This is a genomic window from Pannonibacter anstelovis, assembly GCF_036881715.1.
Taxonomy (GTDB): domain Bacteria; phylum Pseudomonadota; class Alphaproteobacteria; order Rhizobiales; family Stappiaceae; genus Pannonibacter; species Pannonibacter anstelovis.
The window spans coordinates 253,489-273,629 of record NZ_JBAKBF010000005.1; the positions used below are offsets into that span (position 1 = coordinate 253,489).

A 20,141-nucleotide genomic window follows, 5' to 3' on the forward strand; every position below is an offset into this window, starting at 1 on the left:
ATGGCCCACCGCACGTTGCTATCAGACATCCCATCGCCCAAAATGTGATCTGCATCGCTTGACGTGACGGGGGGCAGCCGCGATGCTCCCCGTGGATTTTTTGAGATCATTTTGCCCCGCTTGGGGGCGTCTGTGGTTTTGCCATGCGGGCAGGTTCCCGCTGGCAGGCAATGTTGCGGCGGTTCGAACGGCCTGAAACCGTCAGAAACTGCCCGGGAGGCACTATCATGCGGATTTTGAAGCGGATGTTCACGCCGGAGGGACGGGGCAAAGCTCCGGCTCCGGCCTTCGTGCGGCTTGGCCTCGCGGCACTTCTCGCCGCATCGGTGATTCTGCCGGTGGCTGGAGTGGCGCCAGCAGCTGCCCAGCAGAAGCGCATCGTGCAGGTGCCCAATGCCGATTATTTCGGCGGCGACTACCGTACGGTCAAGGACGTGGATATCGCCACCTGCGAAAGTGCCTGCCTTGATGACCGCCAGTGCAAGGCCTTCACCTACAACACCTCGGCCCGCTGGTGCTTCCTGAAGAACACCCAGGGTGAGTTGCAGGCCTTCAGTGGCGCCATTGCGGGCCGGGTGGTTGAGGTGAAGGTCTCTTCGAAGGCTGCCATTGCCGAGCGGAGGGCAGAACTGAGCTTCGTTTCCAACTATTACATGGAAGAAGCTCAGCGTTATGCCTCGCAGGTGACGCGCACCAGCACACCGGTGGACGCCCCCATTGAGACCCAGTTGCAGCAGGCCGAGCAGGACCTCCTGATGAGTTACTACTCACAGGCACAGACTGCCTTCGCTTCGCTTTTGGCCGTGGACGCCACTAACAGCGCGGCGTGGACAGGCATGTCTCTTGCGCAGGTCAACCAGCAGCCGGACGACTGGGAGCTGCGCATGGCCCTGCGCCGCAACAGTATTTCGGCTGCGGTCAATGGCTACCTCAACGCTGTTGACGGCGTTCAGCAGGGTGCCGCGCTTGAGGCGCTGTCGCGGGCCTTTGCCCTGTCGCAGGAGTGGAAGCCGGCCATTCGCAGCCTGCGCAAGGCGCGCGAACTGAACCCGGCCGATACGCCTCTCGGGGAGCGGTATGAGCAAATGGTGGCCGATCACGGCTTCCGCATTCTCGATCACCGTGTCGATGCAGATGCTGCCGAGCCGCGCATTTGCGTGATTTTTTCCGATGAGCTGGAAAAGAACAGGGACTTCTCCGACTTCCTGAAGGTTCTGGACACCAGTGGTACGGCAGTTTCCGCCGACGGCTCGCAGCTTTGCGTCACCGGTGTGCGCCATGGCCAGCGCTACGACATGCAGGTGCGTGCAGGCATCACCGCCAATGATGGCGAGCAGCTGGAAAGGTCCAGACACCTTAGCATCTATATCCGCGACCGTGCGCCATCGGTGCATTTCCTTGGACGTGCCTATGTGCTGCCGAAGGGCAAGGATGCGACGATCCCGGTCGTTTCCGTCAACAGCAAGGAAGTGGCGCTGGAAATCTTCCGCGTCGGCGACCGTGGCCTCGTGGATGTGGTGCGTGACGAGCGCTTCATGCGCCAGCTGTCCTACTACGACAGCAGCCAGCTGGAAGATGAGCTTGGCGAGAAGGTCTGGTCCGGCGTTGTCGAGACAGCCAGCCCGCTCAACGAGGACGTGACGACGGCGATCCCGCTGGAAGATATCGGTCTTGAGTTGAAGCCGGGCGTCTATGCCATGTCAGCGAAGTCGAAGCTGGACACGGCGGACGAGTGGAGCGCCAAGGCGACGCAGTGGTTCATCGTTTCCGATATTGGCCTGAGCTCCTATTCCGGCACCGAAGGGGTGATTGCCTCGCTGCGCTCGCTCTCCAGTGCCAAGCCGATGGAAGGCGTGACCGTGCGCCTCGTGGCCGTCAACAATGAGGTGCTGGGCGAGGTTGTGTCCGATGCCAATGGTCTTGCGGCCTTTACTGCGGGCCTGTCGCGCGGGCGCGGCGGCCGGGCTCCGGCGCTGGTCGTTGCCGAGACAGCGGAAGGGGACTACTCATTCCTCGACCTGCGCAAGCCCGCATTTGATCTTTCCGATCGTGGCGTCGAGGGCCGTCCGGCCCCCGGGCCGCTGGACGTTTTCAGTTGGACCGACAAGGGCATTTACCGCTCGGGCGAAACCGTCCACGCTCAGGCGCTGCTTCGAACGGCCAAGGCCGATGCGCAGACAGACCTGCCGCTGACATTTATCTTCGTCCGTCCCGATGGCGTCGAATACTCCCGCACCGTGATCAACGACGGCGGTTTGGGCGGCTATCTTCAGGACCTTGTTCTGCCGGCCGGCATACAGCAGGGTTCCTGGACGCTGCGGGTCTATCTGGACCCCAAAGGCAGTGCGCTTGCTGAAAAGACCTTCCTCGTGGAGGACTATCAGCCGGAACGTGTTGACTACACGCTGAAGGCATCTGCCGAGGCGCTGAGCATCGCCCGTCCAGTGGACGTGACGGTGGAGGGGCGTTTTCTTTACGGCGCTCCTGCCGCCAACCAAACGCTTGAAGGCGAGATCATCGTCGCCCCTGTCCGCAACCTCGCAGCCTTCCCCGGCTATGTCTTCGGTCTTTCGGACGAGGGTATCTATCCGGAACGTGCCAGCCTGCCCGAGGGCCTTGCGACCGATGAAAACGGAGCGGTGACGTTCCCGCTCTCCCTGCCGCAGCTGCAACCCACGTCCGGGCTCTACACCTCGACGCTGATCACCCGGCTGGTCGAAACCGGCGGGCGCTATGTCGAGCGCAGCCTTGATCTGCCGGTTCTGCCCGGCGGACCGCGCATTGGCGTCAAGCCCCTGTTCTCCGGCGGTGTCGATGAGGGCGGCCCGGCAGAGTACGAGATCGTGCTGATTGATGAGAACGGCAAGCAGATTGCAGGCAAGGATCTGACCTGGACACTGTCGCGCATCGACCGCAGTTATCAGTGGTACCGCAGCGACGGCCAGTGGAACTACGAGCCGGTGACCTCAAGCGAGCGCGTTTCTTCCGGCAAGATTGATGTTCCTTCCGATGCTCCGGCACGGCTTTCTTTGCCGGTCAACTGGGGTGAATACAAGCTGGAGGTCTCGCTCGGCGGCAATCAGCCGGCGGAGACCAGCGACACCTTCTCGGCCGGCTGGTACTCGGCAGGCGGATCGTCCGATACGCCCGACAGGCTGGAAGTGGGCCTCGACAAGTCCGCCTACCGTCCCGGTGAAACGGCCATCCTGCGTCTGAAGCCGAAGACCGAAGGCGTCGCCATTATCAATGTCTTTGCTGAGGGCCTGCTGGAAACCAAGACCGTCGAAGTGGATGGTTCGGAAACTGAAGTCAGCCTGGCGGTAACGGATGACTGGGGGGCGGGGGCCTATGTCACAGCCACCCTGCTGCGCCCGATGGACATCGACGCCAAGCGCATGCCCGCCCGCAGCCTGGGGCTCGCCTGGGGGCAGGTGGAGCCGGGTGACAGGAAATTGTCGGTAGAGATCACCGCGCCGGAGACCATGCGCCCGCGTCAGGAGCTGACAGCAACCCTGAAGCTCGCCAATGTCCCGGCAGGCGAAAAGGCCTATGTGACGTTGGCGGCCGTGGATGTGGGCATCCTTAACCTGACTGGCTACAAGGCACCGGAGCCCAGCTCCTGGTACTTCGGCCAGCGCCGCCTTGGCATCGAGATTCGTGACCTCTACGGCCAGCTGATCGACCGCACGGCGGGCACGCGCGGCACGGTTCGCTCCGGTGGCGATGGCGGTTCGGGCCTCAAGGCACCGCCGCCCGACGAGGAGCCGGTCGCCCTGTTCTCCGGTATCGTGGAAGTGAGCGATGACGGTACGGCGGCAATCGTCTTTGATGTGCCGGATTTCAACGGAACCCTGAAGCTGATGGCTGTTGCCTGGTCAGCCGGTGGCGTGGGCGAAGCCAGCCGTGACGTGCAGGTGCGTGATCCGGTGGTGATGAGCACGAGCATGCCGGCCTTCATGGCGCCGGGGGATACATCGCGCATCCTGATCGAGATCGACAATGTGGATGGCCCGGCCGGTTCCTATGAACTGGTGACCAGCATCGACGGGCCGGTGGAGCTGGAAGATGGTCAGACCACCCGCACGCTGGAACTCGCCAAGGGCGGCAAGCTGGAACTGCGCCTGCCGGTAAAGGCCCTGGAGGCAGTTGGCGATGCGGCCATTGATCTGGCCATGTCCGGGCCGGAAGGTACCACGGCGTCCAAGTCGCTGAAGCTTGGCGTGCGTGACACCCAGCCCTATTCCACCCAGACGGAGACGGTCGAACTGGGCGCAGGCGAAGAGCTGGTGCTGGACAGCGCCACGTTGGATGGCTTCCATGCTGATACGGCTTCCGTTAGCCTTGCCATCGGCGGCAAGGCGAACATCGACGTGCCTGGCCTTCTGGATGCACTGGACCGCTATCCCTATGGCTGCACTGAACAGACAACGAGCCGCGCCCTGCCGCTGCTGTATCTGAATGAGGTGGCAGAGGACGCAGGGTTTGGCACAGATCCGGAACTGCGCGAGCGTGTGGTCAAGGCCATTGCCCGGGTGCTTTCGAACCAGAACTCGTCCGGTTCCTTCGGCATGTGGAACAGCTACGGCGAAAGCGACACCTGGCTGGACGCCTACGTGACCGACTTCCTCGTGCGTGCCCGTGAAAAGGGCTATGACGTGCCGGACGTGGCCTATACGTCAGCGCTGGACAGCCTGCAGAACCGCGTTTCCTACGCCAATGACTTCTCGTCTGGCGGGGAGGGCATCGCCTATGCGCTTTACGTCCTGTCACGGACGGGCCGGGCCTCTATCGGTGACCTGCGCTACTATATGGACGTGAAGTTCGAGGACTTCTCGACCCCGCTTGCCAAGGCACAGGTCTCCGCCGCTCTCGCCCTCTACGGCGAACAGCAGCGCTCGGCCAGCGGCTTTGAAAAGGCTGCCGGCGCCCTTCCGCTCGAGCGGGCCGGTATCTTCCGCGAGGACTATGGCTCGCCGGTACGCGATGCTGCTGGCGTCCTGACCTATATGTCGGAAGCCGGGCAGAGCACGGCCAGCGGCCCGGTGGCTGACTTCATCGCCGCCAAGCAGGATTTAAGCGCCTACAACTCCACCCAGGAGATGGCCTGGATGCTGATGGCTGCCCGTCAGGCAAATGAAGATGCCCGCAAGGCTACCTTCTCCGTGAATGGCCAGGAGCAGACAGGCCGTCTGGGTTGGCGTTTCACCGGGGCTGATGTGTCGGATGAAGCTGTTACCTTTGCCAATACGAGCGGCAGGCCGCAGCGTGTCATGCTGACCGTCACCGGCCAGACAACCGAGCCGCTGCCGGAAGGCGGTGAGGGCTTTGCGATCTCCCGCAAGATCTATGATCTGGACGGGGCCGAGGTTGACCCTGCCGCCGTGCCCTACAACAGCCGCCTTGTGGTGGTGATCGAAGTGGAGCCGCTGACGGAAAACAATGGCCGGCTGATCGTGGTGGACCGCCTGCCGGGCGGCCTTGTCATCGACAACCCGCGCCTTGTCCGCTCCGGCGATCTTGGGGCACTGTCCTGGCTGAACACCATCGACATGCCAGACCATGTGGAGTTCCGTCAGGACCGCTTCGTGGTCTCAGTTGACCAGCGCCGCTTCGGCGATCCCGTGCTGACCTTCGCTTATCTGGCGCGGGCCGTGACGCCGGGCTCCTATGCTCATCCGCCCGCAACGGTGGAGGACATGTATGTCACCAGCCGCTACGGCGTGACGGCCACAGGCCGGTTCGAGATCCTCGGGCCAGTACGCTAAGTTGAGCGGGGAGGTTGATACCTGCCCGCGCTGAGACGGGATGAGCCAGTCATGACCGATGGCGAAGACAAGCTGGTTCAATCATCTGAACTTTCCGGGCGGGAGACATCCTGCCCGGAGATCAAGCTGCCGCGCTGGCGCAACAGGCGCCGCCTTCTGCTGATGGGGGGCGTTGCCGGGGTGATACTTGCCGCTGCCGGGGCAGGGGCCTTGCGCGTGGCTCTGGACGTGGCGGCGGTGCCATCCGCCCGTGAATATGATGATCTCTCCGTTTCCCGGACTGTGCTCGACCGCAATGGTGATCTGCTGCGCGCCTTCACCGCCTCTGACGAGCGCTGGCGCCTGCCTGTGGACGTCACCGCTGTCGATCCTCTTTATATAAAGATGCTCATCGCCTTCGAGGACAGGCGCTTCCGGGACCACGGCGGCGTTGATCCTCTGGCCCTGATGCGTTCACTTGGCCAGATGCTGATGGCGGGGCGCATCATCTCTGGCGGCTCCACTCTCACCATGCAGACCGCGCGTCTTGCCCGCGAGGCGGACACGCGCAGCCTGTCCGGCAAATATCAGCAAATGGTGGCCGCGCTCGCCATGGAGCGTGATCTCTCGAAGGACGAGATTCTCCGGCTCTATCTTCTGCGCGCGCCCTTTGGCGGCAATCTGGAAGGCGTGCGGGCGGCAAGCCTTGTCTGGTTCGGCAAGGAGCCCAGGCGCCTGACGCCAGCGGAGGCGGCTCTGCTCGTCGCCCTGCCACAGGCGCCAGAGGCGCGCCGGCCGGACAGATCCCCCAAGGCTGCCCGTGTGGCGCGGGACAGGGTTCTCGACCGGGCGGTAGAGGCCGGTGTTCTGGACGAAGAAGAAGCAGCGGCGGCCAAGGGCGAAGCCGTTCCTTCCGTACGCCGCGCCATGCCGATGATCGCCCCGCACCTGACCCGTCAGGTGGTAAGTGCAAATCCGCAGGCTCTGGAGCAGCGCCTGACCCTTGACCGCAATCTGCAACAGTCCCTTGAAGCCCTGCTGGCGTCGAAGGTGCGGGGTGGTAACTCGCGCCTTTCCGCCGCAGCCCTTGTGGCCGATCATACCACGGGCGAAATTCTGGCCTGGGTCGGCTCGCCCGGCCTTGAGGAAGAAAGCCGTCAGGGGCACGTGGATATGGTCACGGCAGTCCGTTCCCCCGGCTCGGCGCTGAAGCCCTTCATCTATGGCCTGGCTTTTGAGGAGGGCGTCGCTCACCCGGAAAGCTACATCGAGGACCGGCCGGTCCGAATCGGCGGCTACACGCCCACGAACTTCGACATGTCCTTTCAGGGTACGGTGACCGTGCGCGAGGCCTTACAGCTCTCGCTCAACATTCCCGCTGTCCGGCTGCTGGATGCGGTGGGGCCTGCGCAGCTGACGGCTCGCATGCGCCGCGCGGGCGTCGAGCCGGTTCTGCCCTCAGGCATTGCGCCGGGGCTGGCCATTGGTCTTGGCGGCGTCGGTCTCAGCCTCAAGGACCTCGCAACGCTTTATGCGGACCTTGCCAATGGCGGCAAGGCGATGCCGCTGCGCTTTGACATGAAGGCAAGCGCCCGGCCGTCTTCCCTGCCGCTGCTGGAGCCGGCGGCTGCCTGGTACGTGGGCGACGTCCTTCTTGGCGTGCCGCGCCCTGATTCGAGCAGAGAAGGCGAGATCGCCTTCAAGACCGGCACGGCCTATGGCTACCGGGACGCAGTTGCAGCCGGATTCGATGGCCGGCATGTGGTGGCCGTGTGGACCGGACGGGCGGATGGCACGCCTGTGCCGGGCATGACCGGCATCAATTCTGCCGCACCGATTCTCTTTGAAGCTTTTCAGCGGCTCGGAGCAAAGCGCATTCCTTTGCCTCAACCGCCCGCCGGTGTTTTGCAGGTTGCCAATGCCGGATTGCCTCTGCCGCTGAAGGAAGCACGTGTCCGTTCGCTCGACAGCGGAGGACCCCTTGCAACGCATTCTGCTGGAACACAGCCAGCACAGAAGAGTGCAGCCCTGCGAATCGCCTATCCGCCCGATGGGGCAGAGGTCGAACTCGGCCTTGGATCAGGCCAGAACGCGGCGCTGGTGGTAAAACTTCAGGGCGGACGCGGGCCATATGCCTGGTTCGCAAACGGCCGCCCCGTGGGAACAGGCCAGTTCATGACCAGTCTCGTCTGGCAGCCAGACGGTCCCGGCGATTCTGTCATCTCCGTTGTCGATGCAGACGGCCGCAGTGACCGGATTGGCGTCCGGCTGCAATGATTCCGGTCCGCGTTTGTCGTAAGACTGCTGCTGGAAAACCTCGGTAAACCGGCAGCTGTTGCCGGTCTGCCGCGCCGAATCCCCGTCCCGAGGCAGTCTTTCAACAGGCACTCACTGCCGGATTAACCAGAGAAGAAACGGATCCGTAAGGGTTTTTCCGCCCTGATCCGGCCTCACTGGTTACGGGATTCTTAAGATCACCCCCAAAGTCGTGACTTTCGTGCAACACCGGATTTTGAAAGCGGCCTTGAGCGGGGGCGAGAGGGTGTTTCTAGGTTGAACGAAAAACGCGGATGGGTATGGTCACTGTGCGAGCGGCCTCCGGGTCGCACTGGATTGCCGTCCAAGGAATGTTCATACCTCCGGCCGGTGGCAATATCAGAACAATTCGCGGGGATCGGTGGAATTCGATTGTAGCCCAAGAGGGCGGCGGCGATGAACACCATTGATTGACTGATTTGGAGGTCAGAAAATGAACCTTAAGAGCATTCTGCTCGGCGCGGCTGCTGCCGCTGCTGCTGCCACCGGCGCCCAGGCTGCCGATCTTCCGGTCGCTCCGGAGCCGGTTGACTACGTCCGCGTCTGCGACGCTTTCGGCACGGGCTTCTTCTACATCCCGGGCACCGAGACCTGCCTCCGCGTTGGTGGCCGTATCCGCGCTGACTTCTACTTCAACGACTTCGGCGACAGCAACAACAGCTGGGATGAGCGTACCGACGCTGGTACCTCGACCCGCGCTCGTGCCTACATCCGTCTCGATGCCCGCACCAACACCGAATACGGTCTGGTTCGCGCCTACATCGACACCTACTTCACGGCTGACTCGGGTTCTTCGGTCGGCACGACCCTGGACAAGGCGTTCATCCAGTTCGGCAACTTCACGTTCGGCCGTACCACGTCCTTCTTCGACTACTTCACCGGCAACGCTTTCAACAAGCAGAGCCAGGTGTGGTCTGACAAGGGTTCGACCTGGGTTGCTGCTTACACCGCTGCTTTCGGCAACGGCATCAGCGCTACCCTGTCGGTTGAAGATGGCACCTACCGTCAGGTTGGCACCGTCGGTCACCGCGCTCCGGACCTCGTTGCAAACCTGCGCGTCGACCAGGGTTGGGGTTCTGCACAGCTGATGGGTGCTCTGCATGAAGCCCGTCTTGCTAACACCTCGTCCAAGACCAAGGTTGGCTACGCAATCGGCGCTGGCGTGACCTTCAAGCTGCCGATGATCGCAGCCAAGGACTCCATCACCTTCCAGGCTCAGTACGCCGATGGCGCTACCAGCTACATGGGTAACGGCAACAACACCTACGCTGACGCCGTGTTCTCGGCTGGTTCCACGAAGACCACCAAGGGCTGGAACGTTGCTGCTGGTGCAACCCACTACTGGACCTCGCAGTGGTCCACGAGCATCGACGCTTCCTACGGCAAGCTTGACCGTCCGTTTGGTCTGGCTGACGTGACCCAGTGGAACGTTGCTGGTAACCTCGTGTGGGAGCCGGTCTCCGGCCTCATCTTCGGTGGTGAGCTCGAGTACCAGAACGTTGACGTCAAGGGCCTTCCGAGCAAGGACTCCATCCTCGGCATGTTCCGCGTGCAGCGCACGTTCTAATCAGATCCTCTGGATTTGATGGAAACCCCGCAGCGAAAGCTGCGGGGTTTTACTTTGTTCAAGAGGATGCGCGATCACAAGGGCCGCGTTATCCTGGCATCGCCCCGCCCCCGCATATTGCTGTGAGTGATCAGGCCGCCGGTCTACGGGTGTGCGGGTCTTTCGTGGCGGCAAGCTTCAAGCAGAAGACTTCCTGCCCAGCCGCCTGCTCAACCGTCCACTTTTGCCCGCAGAAAGTCCCCTATCGCCCTCTGGCTGAGGTTGTCCCACAAGAGCGGCGCGTGGCCCTCGTCCGGGATGGTCAGGCTTGAGAGGTCAGGGTGTGTGGCGGCCATGTCCTTTAGCGTGGCTTGCGTCAGCAGCCGGGAATTGGCGCCGCGCAGCACGAGCACCGGCCTGTCCAGCAACGGGGCGAACAGGGGCCAGAGTTCGGGCCAGGGTGTATCGGCGGTGATCGCCTCCATCGGCTTGTCCAGCGCAGGGTCGTGGTCAAAGATCACGCCATCATCAGTCGCCTTGCCGGCCTGCCTTGCGAATTTCAGCCAGCCGTCATCATCGATCTTCGGAAAATCACGGGCAAGGGCGTTCTTCAGTGTGGCTGCCACGTCTTCGAAGCTGGAATAGACCCGGCGCGCGGCAAAGCTGTCGCGGATGTCAAGGAGCGCGCCGAGCTCAATTCGCGGCCCGACATCGTTGAGGATTGCGGCACAGAATATCTCCCGCGGAATCTGGGCCGCCATCATCATGGCATGAAGCCCGCCGCGGGAGGTGCCCAGCACCGCAAAGCGGGGCAGGGCGGCCTGGGCCAGAAACAGGGCAATGTCAGAAGATTCAACGGGCAGGCTGTAATTGGTCCAGTTCGGATCCCAGTCGCTTCGCCCGCGTCCGCGGTAGTCCAGCGCAAAGACCTTACGCCCGTCCCTGGCGAGTGCCTGTCCCACATCCTCGAAGTCCCGTGTGTTGCGGCTGAGGCCGGGCAGGCATATCAGCGGCACGGCACCGGGCACCTCAACGGGCGGACGCCAGACGCACCCGGCAAGCCTGAGCCCGTCGGCAGCCGTCCAGTGAAAGTCTTCTGCCGTGATGCTCATGATCTCTCCCCGGCTGCCCGGCTCTTGCTGCCGGTTTGCAGCCACCATTTCCGGATGCCGCAGGAGTGGACATGCTACCTTGCTGCAACAGGTGTGCAAGGCCTGTCCGCAAGCGCAATCTGATGCCGTCTAAGCCATTGCCGCAGGGCCGCTTGCACATTATTGTGCCGGACCATTCCCGCCTGAAATCTGCGGGAAAACAAAGTCGAACAAGGAATTCTGAAAATGTTCAAGGGATCGATACCAGCGCTGATCACTCCGTTCCGGAATGGCGCGGTCGATGAGAAACGCTTTCAGGATTTTGTGGACTGGCAGATCAAGGAAGGCAGCTCCGGTCTCGTTCCGGTCGGCACCACAGGTGAAAGCCCGACGCTGACCCATGACGAGCACAAGCGCGTTGTTGAGCTCTGCATCGAAGTGACTGCAGGCCGCGTTCCGGTGATTGCGGGCGCTGGCTCCAACAACACCACAGAGGCGATTGATTTTGCCCGCCATGCGGAAAAGGCTGGCGCCGATGCTCTGCTGGTCGTGACGCCTTACTACAACAAGCCGAACCAGGCGGGCCTCAAGGCGCACTTCCGGGCGATTGACGAGGCGGTGGGCATTCCCATCATCATGTACAATATTCCGGGCCGCTCGGTCATCGACATGACGCCGGAGACCATGGCAGAGCTGTTCAGCACCTGCCGCAACATCAAGGGCGTCAAGGACGCGACGGCGAACATGGCGCGCGTGACGATGCAGCGCAAGGCCTGCGGACCGGACTTCCTCCAGCTCTCGGGCGAGGATATCACGGCGCTCGGCTTCAACGCCCATGGCGGGCAGGGCTGTATCTCTGTGACGGCCAATGTGGCACCGAAGCTGTGTGCTGACTTCCAGGCGGCAACGCTGCGCGGTGACTATGCCGCCGCGCTGGCGATTCAGGACCGGCTGGGCCCGCTTCACCACGCGCTGTTCATCGAGCCGAACCCGACGGGCGTCAAATATGCCCTGTCGCTCCTCGGCAAGCTCGAGAACGAAGTCCGTCTGCCGCTGGTTCCGGTCTCCCCGGAAACGCAGACCCAGATCCGCGACGCGATGGTGCATGCGGGCCTGATCAACTGAGATAGAGTGACCGGAAGGGCCTGCATTCGCCTTTCCGGTCTGATCTTCGGGAACTTCTCTCCGTAGTCATCCCGGACGCAGCGAAGCGGAGATCCGGGACCGGTGAGCCAAGGCGCACCGGTTATGGCTCTGGAGAAAAAACTTGCCCTCCGGCTCACCGGTCCCGGCTCGCGCTGTGCTTGGCCGGGATGACGAAGGAGGGGCAGGTTGTGTTGACAAACTGACCGGAAGGGCCACAACGCGGCGCTTCCGTGTCCATGCAGGGAAGATGTGACCATGGCGCCCAAGTCTGGCGGCCCCGCCCGGACGGTTGTTTCGGACAACAGGAAGGCGCGGTTCAATTACGAGATCGAAGACGTTCTGGAAGTCGGCATCGAGTTGCGCGGCACAGAGGTGAAAGCGCTGCGCGGCGGTAAGGCCAACATTCAGGAATCCTATGCAGCGGAGAAAGACGGTCAGATCTGGCTTTATAACTCCTATCTGCCGGAATACCTTCAGGCCAACCGCTTCAACCACGAGCCGCGCCGTCCGCGCCGCCTGCTGCTGCACAAGCGCCAGATCGCCAAGCTGGCAGCGGCAGTGGCCAAGGAAGGCAAGACGCTGGTGCCGCTGAAGGTCTATTTCAACGAGCAGGGCCGCGCCAAGCTGGAGCTCGCCCTTGGCCGCGGCAAGAAGCTGCATGACAAGCGCGAGACCGAAAAGGCCCGCGACTGGGCCCGCGAAAAGGGCCGCTTGCTGAAGTCTGGCAGCTGAAGCCTGGCGGGGGAACGGCTTCGGCTGATCCGCCTGCCTTGTGCAAACCTTATGGAAAACCCTGTGTCCAAGCCTGTTGGCAGCTTGTGAAAGAGCTGTTGGCAGGCTGTGGATATGTTGTGGATGAAACTCATAGCGGCACGATCATGCGCGAGACGCCGCCACCTGTGACGGACTACACCGTATCCGTCATCCCATGACTTGATCATGGGATCCACGCCGTTCCATTTCAGCTTGCTCTAGCCGTCATTCCGTCGCGATGCGGAGGGTCTTTATCCGTGGCTGGGCAATGGAATGGATGCCATGATCAAGTCATGGCATGACGGAGAGCGTAATACGTGTGGCGAGGATGGCTAAAGCACCGCTTCGGTCTTGCCCGATCCGGATTTGACCTGCTTTGGGCAGGCTTTGGAGCCGCATTGGGCCATTCGCCTGTCACTAACCCCACCGTATTCGTCATCCCATGACCTGATCATGGGATCCATGCCGTTCCATTTCAGCTTGCTCCGGGTGTCATTCCGGTGCGATGAGGAGGGGCTTTACCCGTGGCTGGGAAATGGAATGGATGCCATGATCAAGTCATGGCATGACGAAGACTATGTCCATGGCTATGATGCCGGGGAGCTCTAACGCATCGGGGAGAAGCCTTGCAGCTTCTCCCCGTGTTGTTTCAAAGTTTGCCCGTGCCGAATTTGTTGGTGCGGGGGAAGCCGGTGGGGGGGAGGCGGCCGGCCTGGCCCCGGTCGCCGCGCCAGTCGGCGAGGTCTTCCAGGGAGCGGTTGAAGCTGCGGCCAGAGCTGTCGATCCAGACAAGGCCAGTTTCGCCTGAGAAGACCACAGCATCGGCAACGCTGCCATCCCGGTAGCGCTGCAGGCGCACACCGCGTCCACGGCCCATTTCCGGCACCTGCGCCAGCGGGAAGACCAGCAGCTTGCGGTTCTGGCCGATGATGGCGACCTGATCACCTTCTACCGGAATACAGAGCACGGCCTCGTTCGGCGCGGTGACATTCAGCACCTGCTTGCCCTTGCGGGTGTTGGCGATGACATCGGCCTCCGGCACGATGAAGCCGCGCGCCTCGTCGCTGATCACCATCAGCTTGCGGCCCGGCTTGTGGATGAAGGCACAGACAATGTCCTGGCCCTCGTCCATGTCCACCATCAGGCGCACCGGCTCGCCATGCCCGCGCCCGCCCGGCAGGGTGGCGGCGGAGAGCGTGAAGAACTTTCCGGCTGTGGTCAGCAGCAGGATCTTGTCCGTGGTCTCGCCATGGAACGAGAACTTCAGCTTGTCGCCCTGCTTGAAGGCGACCGTCGAAAGGTCCTGCTGATGGCCCTTGAGCGCGCGAATCCAGCCCTTTTCCGAGATGATGACCGTGACCGGCTCCTTCTCGATCATCGCCTGCTGGATGTCGCCGATGTCATGATCAGGTGCCTCGGCAACGTCCGTCCGGCGCTTGCCGAGCTCGGTCTCCGGGCCATAGGCCTTGGCGATTTCCGCCGTTTCCTTGGCCAGATGTGCCCACTGCTTGGCGTCAGAGCCCAGCAGTGCATTGATGGCGTCACGCTCGGCGCTGAGCTTCTCGTGCTCCTTGCGGATTTCCAATTCCTCAAGCTTGCGCAGCGAGCGCAGGCGCATGTTGAGGATGGCTTCGGCCTGCACATCGGAGAGGCTGAAGGTGCGCATCAGCTCTACCTTCGGCTCATCCTCCTCGCGGATGATGCGGATCACCTCGTCGAGGTTGAGATAGGCGATCAGATAGCCTTCCAGCACCTCAAGCCGGTGCAGGATCTGCGCCAGACGGTGCTGCGAGCGGCGTACCAGCACTTCCTTGCGGTGATCCAGCCACTCGCGCAGAACCTGCTTCAGACCCATCACCATGGGCACCTTGCCCATGGACAGCACATTGAGGTTAAGCGGGAAGCGGGTTTCAAGCTCGCTGAGCTTGAAAAGGGATTCCATCAGAAGCGCCGGGTCCACGTTGCGCGAACGCGGCACCAGAACGACGCGAACGTCCTCGGCAGATTCGTCGCGCACATCGTCCAGCAGCGGCAGCTTGCGGGCTGTCAGCAGCTCGGCGATCTTTTCGATCAGGCGCGACTTCTGAACCTGATAGGGGATCTCGGTGACGACGACGACCCACTGGCCGCGTCCCAGGTCTTCCACCGCCCAGCGGGCGCGGACACGGAAGCTGCCACGGCCGGTCTCATAAGCCTCCTGCAGCCCCTTGGGATCATCCACCAGAATGCCGCCGGTAGGGAAGTCCGGCCCCTTGAGATAGGCCAGCAGATCCCGTGTTTCGGCGTCCGGATGCTTGATCAGGTGCTGCGCGGCAAGGCACAGTTCATGGGCATTGTGCGGCGGAATGGACGTCGCCATGCCCACGGCAATGCCCGAGGAGCCGTTGGCGAGCAGGTTCGGGAAACCGCCCGGCAGAACCAGCGGCTCGCGCTCTTCGCCATCGTAGGTCTCGCGGAAATCTACGGCATCTTCGTCGAGCCCGTCCAGAAGGCGCTTGGCCGTGTCGGTCAGGCGCGCTTCGGTGTAACGCATCGCCGCTGCGTTATCGCCGTCGATGTTGCCGAAGTTGCCCTGGCCTTCGATCAGCGGATAGCGCTGCGCAAAGTCCTGAGCGAGGCGCACAAGGGCATCATAGACCGCCTGATCGCCATGCGGGTGATACTTACCGATCACGTCGCCGACCACGCGGGCGCATTTCTTGAAGCCGGCACCGGGGTCCAGCTTCAGAAGGCGCATGGCGTAGAGCAGGCGCCGGTGAACCGGCTTCAGGCCGTCACGCACATCAGGCAGCGCCCGGTGCATGATGGTGGAGAGGGCATAGGCAAGGTACCGTTCTTCCAGCGCTTCGCGCAGGTTGACGCCTTCAATGCCGCTAGGTGGAATCAGCTCGTTTCCCATGCTGCGAGCCATAGCCCGGATTGTGCCGTCCACACAATTCTGTGGGGCCGGAAATGGCAGAATTCTGCTGGTTTTTCCCCGGTCTTGAGCGGTTTATCCGCCAAACCCCATCAGGCCTGCCTTCTCATAGGCCCTCGCGAAGGCTGCCGTCATGCCGGTGCGGGTGGCCGAGAGGTCAAGGCCCGCGGGGCCGGTGACATGCCGGTCGAGGAAGAAGGCAGTCAGCGTGAAGCCGCCGGCAAGGTCGGCGAAGTTGATCTCCGTGCCGGGCTGGCGCTCACCGTCCACCAGAAAGGCTGGTAGGGGCAGCAGCTTGTCCCGGTAGGGCGCTCCGGCATCGCGGCTGACGGCGCGGGCGCTTTTGGGAGAGACATAGGCCAGATCCCACGCCTGACCGGTTGCCGCGCAGCGGCTGAGATCAAGGCCAAAGCCGAGTTCCGTCAGGAGGGCAAGTTCATAGCGCACGATCAGTGGACCGGCGATCAGCGGCTCATGCAGGTGGTCCAGCACCACGGTGAGCGCCTGAAAGATGCCCTCATGCGCGGCGCGTTCCGGCAGCAGGCGGGTGAGGGCAGCAAGATGCTGCACGCCATAAAGTGCGCATGCTTCCTGCATCAGGAAACCGGCGCGTAACGACAGGCCTTCAACGGAAAAAAGGCCAAGCTGGCCGGGCAGCCGGGCGCGCCATGTGAGGCGCAGCGTGTTGCCGGGCTGCAGCAGCGGCGTCATGCGGGGGGAGCGGGCGGAGCGGACAAGGCCGAGATGCCGGCCCTGATGGCGTGTCATCACCTCGACGACAGCCGCGCTTTCCCCTTGCGGGCGGCAGGAGAGAAGAACGCCGTCATCTGTCCATTCCATCGGCGTGCCACCCTGCGTCTGTGTCGGGTTCCCCGCGCGGAATCAGCGCGGGAACTCAAGCCCCATTTCCCGGTAGCGCTCCGGATCATCGGCCCAGTTCTCGCGCACCTTCACGAAGAGGAACAGATGCACGGGGCGCTCGACGATTTCCGTCAGCTCTGTGCGGGCAGCCTGGGAGATCATCTTGATGGTCTGGCCCTTCTTGCCCAGCACGATGGCCTTCTGGCTGTCGCGCTCCACATAGATCGTCTGCTCAATGCGCACGGAGCCATCCTTGCGTTCTTCCCACAGCTCGGTCTCAACGGTCGAGACATAGGGGATTTCCTCGTGCAGCCGCTCGAACAGCTTCTCGCGGGTGATTTCCGCCGCCAGCATGCGCATGGGCGCGTCGGAAACCTGATCCTCCGGATAAAGCCAGGGGCCAGGGCGCACTTCTCCGGCGAAATAGGCGAGAATGTCGGAAACGCCATCGCCAGTCAGGGCGGAGACCATGAAGGTGCGCTCGAAAGCAACGGTTTCATTTGCGGTGGAAGCGACTTTCAGCAGCTTCTCACGGTTGGCCACGTCTGTCTTGTTGAGGATCAGCACTTTCTTGCCGGGCATGTCAGCAAGCCGGCCAAGAATGGCTTCCACTTCTTCCGTCAGGCCCTTGCGGGCGTCGATCAGGAGCGCCGTCACATCTGCATCCCGTGCGCCGCCCCAGGCGGTGTCTACCATGGCCCGGTCCAGCCTGCGCTTGGGTTTGAAAATGCCGGGGGTGTCGACAAAGATGATCTGCGACGCGCCATGCATGGCGATGCCGCGCACGATGGCGCGGGTGGTCTGGACCTTGTGGGTGACGATGGAGACCTTGGTGCCGACCAGCTGGTTGATGAGCGTCGACTTGCCCGCGTTCGGTGCGCCGATGAGGGCAACGAAGCCCGCACGGGTGCCGTCTGCGGTGTGAATGGCTTCCATGTCGTTCCCGGCGGCGCCGGGCAGGTCCTGATCGGTCAAATCTGTCGTCTTTCAAGGTGTCATCCGGCGTGGCAGACAGTGGTCCAGCCCCGGCGGGTCAATCATAGCGGGTTTGCGGTGAGAGGCGAAGCTTTCAGTGCTCCAGCCCCATGCGTCAGTCGCTCCAGACGCCTTCCCGCCGCAGCATGGTCTCGGCGGCAGCCTGTTCGGCAACACGCTTGGAGTTGCCGCGTCCTTCCGCGCTGGGGAATTTTTCCACCTGCACGGCAACGACAAACTCCGGCGCATGGTCCGGGCCGGTGCGGTCCACCACCTTGTAGAGTGGGGCCGGCAGGCTCTTGGCCTGCACCCATTCCTGCAGGGTGGTCTTGGCATCGCGCAAGGGGCCGGAGAAGGTCAGCATCCGCGGCTCCCACAGGCGGCGGACGAAATCTTCCGCCGTCTCGAAGCCGGCATCCAGATAGATGGCGGCAATCACGGCTTCACAGATGTCGGCAAGCAGCGCCGTCTTCTGGCGCCCGCCTGTCTGGGCCTCGCTCTGGCTGATGCGCATGTCATCGCCCAGCTTCAGCTCGATGGCGATCTCGGCGCAGGTCTCGCGCTTGACCATGTGGTTCAGGCGGCGGGCCATCTCGCCTTCATCAGCACGCGGGTAGTGCTTGTGCAGCATGCTGGCAACCGCAAGCCCGAGCACCCGGTCGCCGAGGAACTCGAGCCGCTGGTAACTGCCGCCCGACGTATCGGCGCCTGAAAGGGAGCTTGCGTGGGTCAGTGCCTGCTGCAGCAGAGCACGATTGGCAAATGTGTGGCCGATCCGCGCCTCGACGGCAGCGAGCATGTCTGTCTTGCGGGAGTTGGTCATGCCATCTTCCGCCTCAGATCGACTGGAACAGCCGGTCCCAGCGGACGGACCAGGGCCAGTACCAGAACTGCCAGGCCGGCTGACCGCCATCCACCGAGAAGAAGATCACTTCAGCGCGGCCGACAAAGTTTTCGACCGGCACATAGCCGACGCCGCCCAGTTCCACCGGAACGCGGCTGTCCGTGGAGTTGTCGCGGTTGTCACCCATCATGAAATAGTGACCGGCAGGCACCTTGAAGACCTTGGTATTGTCTGCCTGCCCGCGCGGGGTCAGGTCCAGCGTATCGTAGCTGACACCATTGGGCAGGGTTTCACGGTAGCGGGCGACGCGTCGTTCGTTGCCGAAATTGTCCGTGTCGACGAAATCCTCGATCCGCTCGCGCGGGACTGCCGCGCCATTGATATGCAGCACACCGTCGATCATCTGGATTTCATCGCCCGGCAGACCGATGACGCGTTTGATGTAGTCGGTCGAGTTGTCATGCGGCGTCTTGAATACGGCCACATCACCGCGCTCGGGGTCCGAGCTCAACACCCGGCCGGAGAAGGGAGGCAAGCCGAAGGGGAAGGAGTAGCGCGAATAGCCGTAGCTGTATTTCGACACAAACAGGTAATCGCCGATCAGCAGCGTGTTCATCATCGACCCCGAGGGGATGTTGAACGGCTGGAACAGGAAGGTGCGCACGACCAGCGCGATCAGCAGGGCCTGAACGATCACCTTGACCGTTTCGCCAAGGCTGCCGTCCTTGGCTTTTTTCTTGTCCGTCACGCTCATGTCGTCCTTCATTCGTGCCGCGAGGCGCCATTGGCCCCGGTCTGTCGCTGCGACTTTTAGCCGGTCAGGCCGGGGCTGGCAACGCAAGGCTTGCCAGAAGACTTGCTGGCCGCATGAGGAGGCGTCATGCCTCCTCGCGCACCGGCGGGGCAGGGGGCTCCGGCCAGTCCTGCGGCCAGGCGGAAATCACCACGAAGGCCTGCGCCAGCGGGTAGTCATCGGTAATGGTCAGGTCGATGCGGGCCTTGAAGCCTTCCGGCGTCAGGCGGGCGAGCCGCCCGGCGGCGCTGCCGGTGAGTTCAAGCGTCGGCCGGCCGCTGGGCAGGTTCACGACGCCCATCTCCCGCCAGGCGACGCCCATGCGGATGCCGGTGCCAAGGGCCTTGGAGCAGGCCTCCTTTGCGGCAAAGCGTTTGGCATAGGAGGCGGCGCGCTCGGCCCGGCGGTCGGAACGCTGGCGCTCCCGTTCGGTGAAGACGCGGTTGGTGAAGCGCTCGCCGAAGCGTTCCAGCGTCTGTTCGATGCGGCGGATGTCGATCAGATCGCTGCCGATGCCAAGGATCATGGCTGCCTTTCCGTGGGCCGTCCGGGGACGTGAACCCAGCACTTAAGAAGCGGATCAAGCGTCTTCAAGCTTTTCCGCCTCGCGGTGGGCTGTGCGGCGCCTTTCGAGGCGCTGATGCTTGGCTTCCTGATAGGAGCGCACGCTCTGGAAAACGATGACGTAGCACAGTGCACCGCAAACCAGCCCAAGGGGAATGCCGCCGATCATCATTGGCTTGATCACAGGCCAGAGCGTGTCGAAAGACTGCTCCAGAAGGTTGAAGCCATGTTCCGTGGCATCTTCGCGCCGGGCGATTTCATGCGGGCTGGAACCCAGGATCAGGTGGCCCAGTTTGTAGGTAGCCGCCCAGATGAAGGGGAACGTCAGCGGGTTGCCAACGGCAGTCCCCAGCGCGGACGCAATCAGATTGCCGCGGATTAGAAAGGCACAGGCCGCCGCCAGCATGAAGTGGAAGCCCATGAGCGGTGTGAACGAAGCGAAGGCCCCGGCCGCAAAGCCGCGAGCCACTGCATCCGGAGAGGCTGTCAGGCGCAGGACACGCTTGCCGTAGTAGCGGAACGACCGGGACCAGCTTTCCCGCGGCCAGACGGCCACGCGCATCTTCTGAAGTCTGGTTGGCGGTGTTCTGC

The 20,141-nt window shown here is 62.9% G+C and carries 13 protein-coding genes; 5 read left to right on the forward strand and 8 right to left on the reverse strand.

The annotated features are described in order from the left end of the window. The first annotated feature begins 227 nt into the window (after window positions 1–227). The 3 genes from V6L75_RS10500 (at window position 228) to V6L75_RS10510 (ending at window position 9,627) form a co-directional block, all read left to right on the forward strand. Window positions 228–5,765: an alpha-2-macroglobulin family protein gene (locus V6L75_RS10500; RefSeq protein ID WP_334251464.1), complete on the forward strand. Its 5,538-nt coding sequence runs from the start codon at window positions 228–230 to the stop codon at window positions 5,763–5,765. Window positions 5,766–5,891: 126 nt separating this feature from the next. Then, a complete protein-coding gene (gene pbpC / locus V6L75_RS10505; protein WP_425498749.1) occupies window positions 5,892–8,021 on the forward strand; it encodes a penicillin-binding protein 1C in 2,130 nt (709 codons plus the stop codon). A 472-nt stretch (window positions 8,022–8,493) separates the two neighbouring features. Beyond that, window positions 8,494–9,627 (forward strand): porin, encoded by a 1,134-nt coding sequence (locus tag V6L75_RS10510; protein WP_334251466.1) that lies wholly within the window; start codon window positions 8,494–8,496, stop codon window positions 9,625–9,627. 209 nt (window positions 9,628–9,836) lie between these two features. Here the strand turns inward: V6L75_RS10510 and V6L75_RS10515 are convergent, their stop codons facing one another. Next, on the reverse strand, window positions 9,837–10,718 hold the full coding sequence (locus V6L75_RS10515; protein WP_334251467.1) for an alpha/beta fold hydrolase: 882 nt from the start codon (window positions 10,716–10,718) through the stop codon (window positions 9,837–9,839). A 225-nt stretch (window positions 10,719–10,943) separates the two neighbouring features. On the opposite strand from V6L75_RS10515, the gene dapA reads away from it, so the two are divergent. After that, window positions 10,944–11,822 carry a 4-hydroxy-tetrahydrodipicolinate synthase gene (dapA, locus tag V6L75_RS10520; RefSeq protein ID WP_334251468.1) on the forward strand — a complete coding sequence of 293 codons (879 nt, stop codon included), beginning with the start codon at window positions 10,944–10,946 and terminating at the stop codon, window positions 11,820–11,822. Between the two features lie 276 nt (window positions 11,823–12,098). Continuing rightward, window positions 12,099–12,575 (forward strand): SsrA-binding protein SmpB, encoded by a 477-nt coding sequence (gene smpB / locus V6L75_RS10525; protein ID WP_334251469.1) that lies wholly within the window; start codon window positions 12,099–12,101, stop codon window positions 12,573–12,575. A gap of 670 nt (window positions 12,576–13,245) precedes the next feature. On the opposite strand, the gene parC is transcribed toward smpB, so the two are convergent. The 7 genes from parC to V6L75_RS10560 all read right to left on the reverse strand — a co-directional run bounded on the left by parC (window position 13,246) and on the right by V6L75_RS10560 (window position 20,112). Continuing rightward, window positions 13,246–15,495: a DNA topoisomerase IV subunit A gene (gene parC, locus V6L75_RS10530; protein WP_334251470.1), complete on the reverse strand. Its 2,250-nt coding sequence runs from the start codon at window positions 15,493–15,495 to the stop codon at window positions 13,246–13,248. A 93-nt stretch (window positions 15,496–15,588) separates the two neighbouring features. Beyond that, window positions 15,589–16,353 (reverse strand): DNA repair protein RecO, encoded by a 765-nt coding sequence (gene recO, locus V6L75_RS10535; protein WP_334251471.1) that lies wholly within the window; start codon window positions 16,351–16,353, stop codon window positions 15,589–15,591. A gap of 42 nt (window positions 16,354–16,395) precedes the next feature. Then, a complete protein-coding gene (gene era / locus V6L75_RS10540; RefSeq protein ID WP_334251515.1) occupies window positions 16,396–17,310 on the reverse strand; it encodes a GTPase Era in 915 nt (304 codons plus the stop codon). Between the two features lie 154 nt (window positions 17,311–17,464). Continuing rightward, window positions 17,465–18,172, reverse strand: a complete 708-nt coding sequence (gene rnc, locus V6L75_RS10545; protein WP_334251472.1) for a ribonuclease III — start codon at window positions 18,170–18,172, stop codon at window positions 17,465–17,467. 13 nt (window positions 18,173–18,185) lie between these two features. Continuing rightward, complete coding sequence (lepB, locus tag V6L75_RS10550; protein WP_334251473.1) at window positions 18,186–18,947, reverse strand: signal peptidase I; 762 nt, start codon at window positions 18,945–18,947, stop codon at window positions 18,186–18,188. A gap of 124 nt (window positions 18,948–19,071) precedes the next feature. Beyond that, window positions 19,072–19,512, reverse strand: coding sequence for a holo-ACP synthase (acpS, locus tag V6L75_RS10555; RefSeq protein ID WP_334251474.1), 441 nt, complete (start codon window positions 19,510–19,512; stop codon window positions 19,072–19,074). A 54-nt stretch (window positions 19,513–19,566) separates the two neighbouring features. Then, on the reverse strand, window positions 19,567–20,112 hold the full coding sequence (locus tag V6L75_RS10560; protein WP_334251516.1) for a DUF2062 domain-containing protein: 546 nt from the start codon (window positions 20,110–20,112) through the stop codon (window positions 19,567–19,569). Window positions 20,113–20,141: the final 29 nt, after the last annotated feature.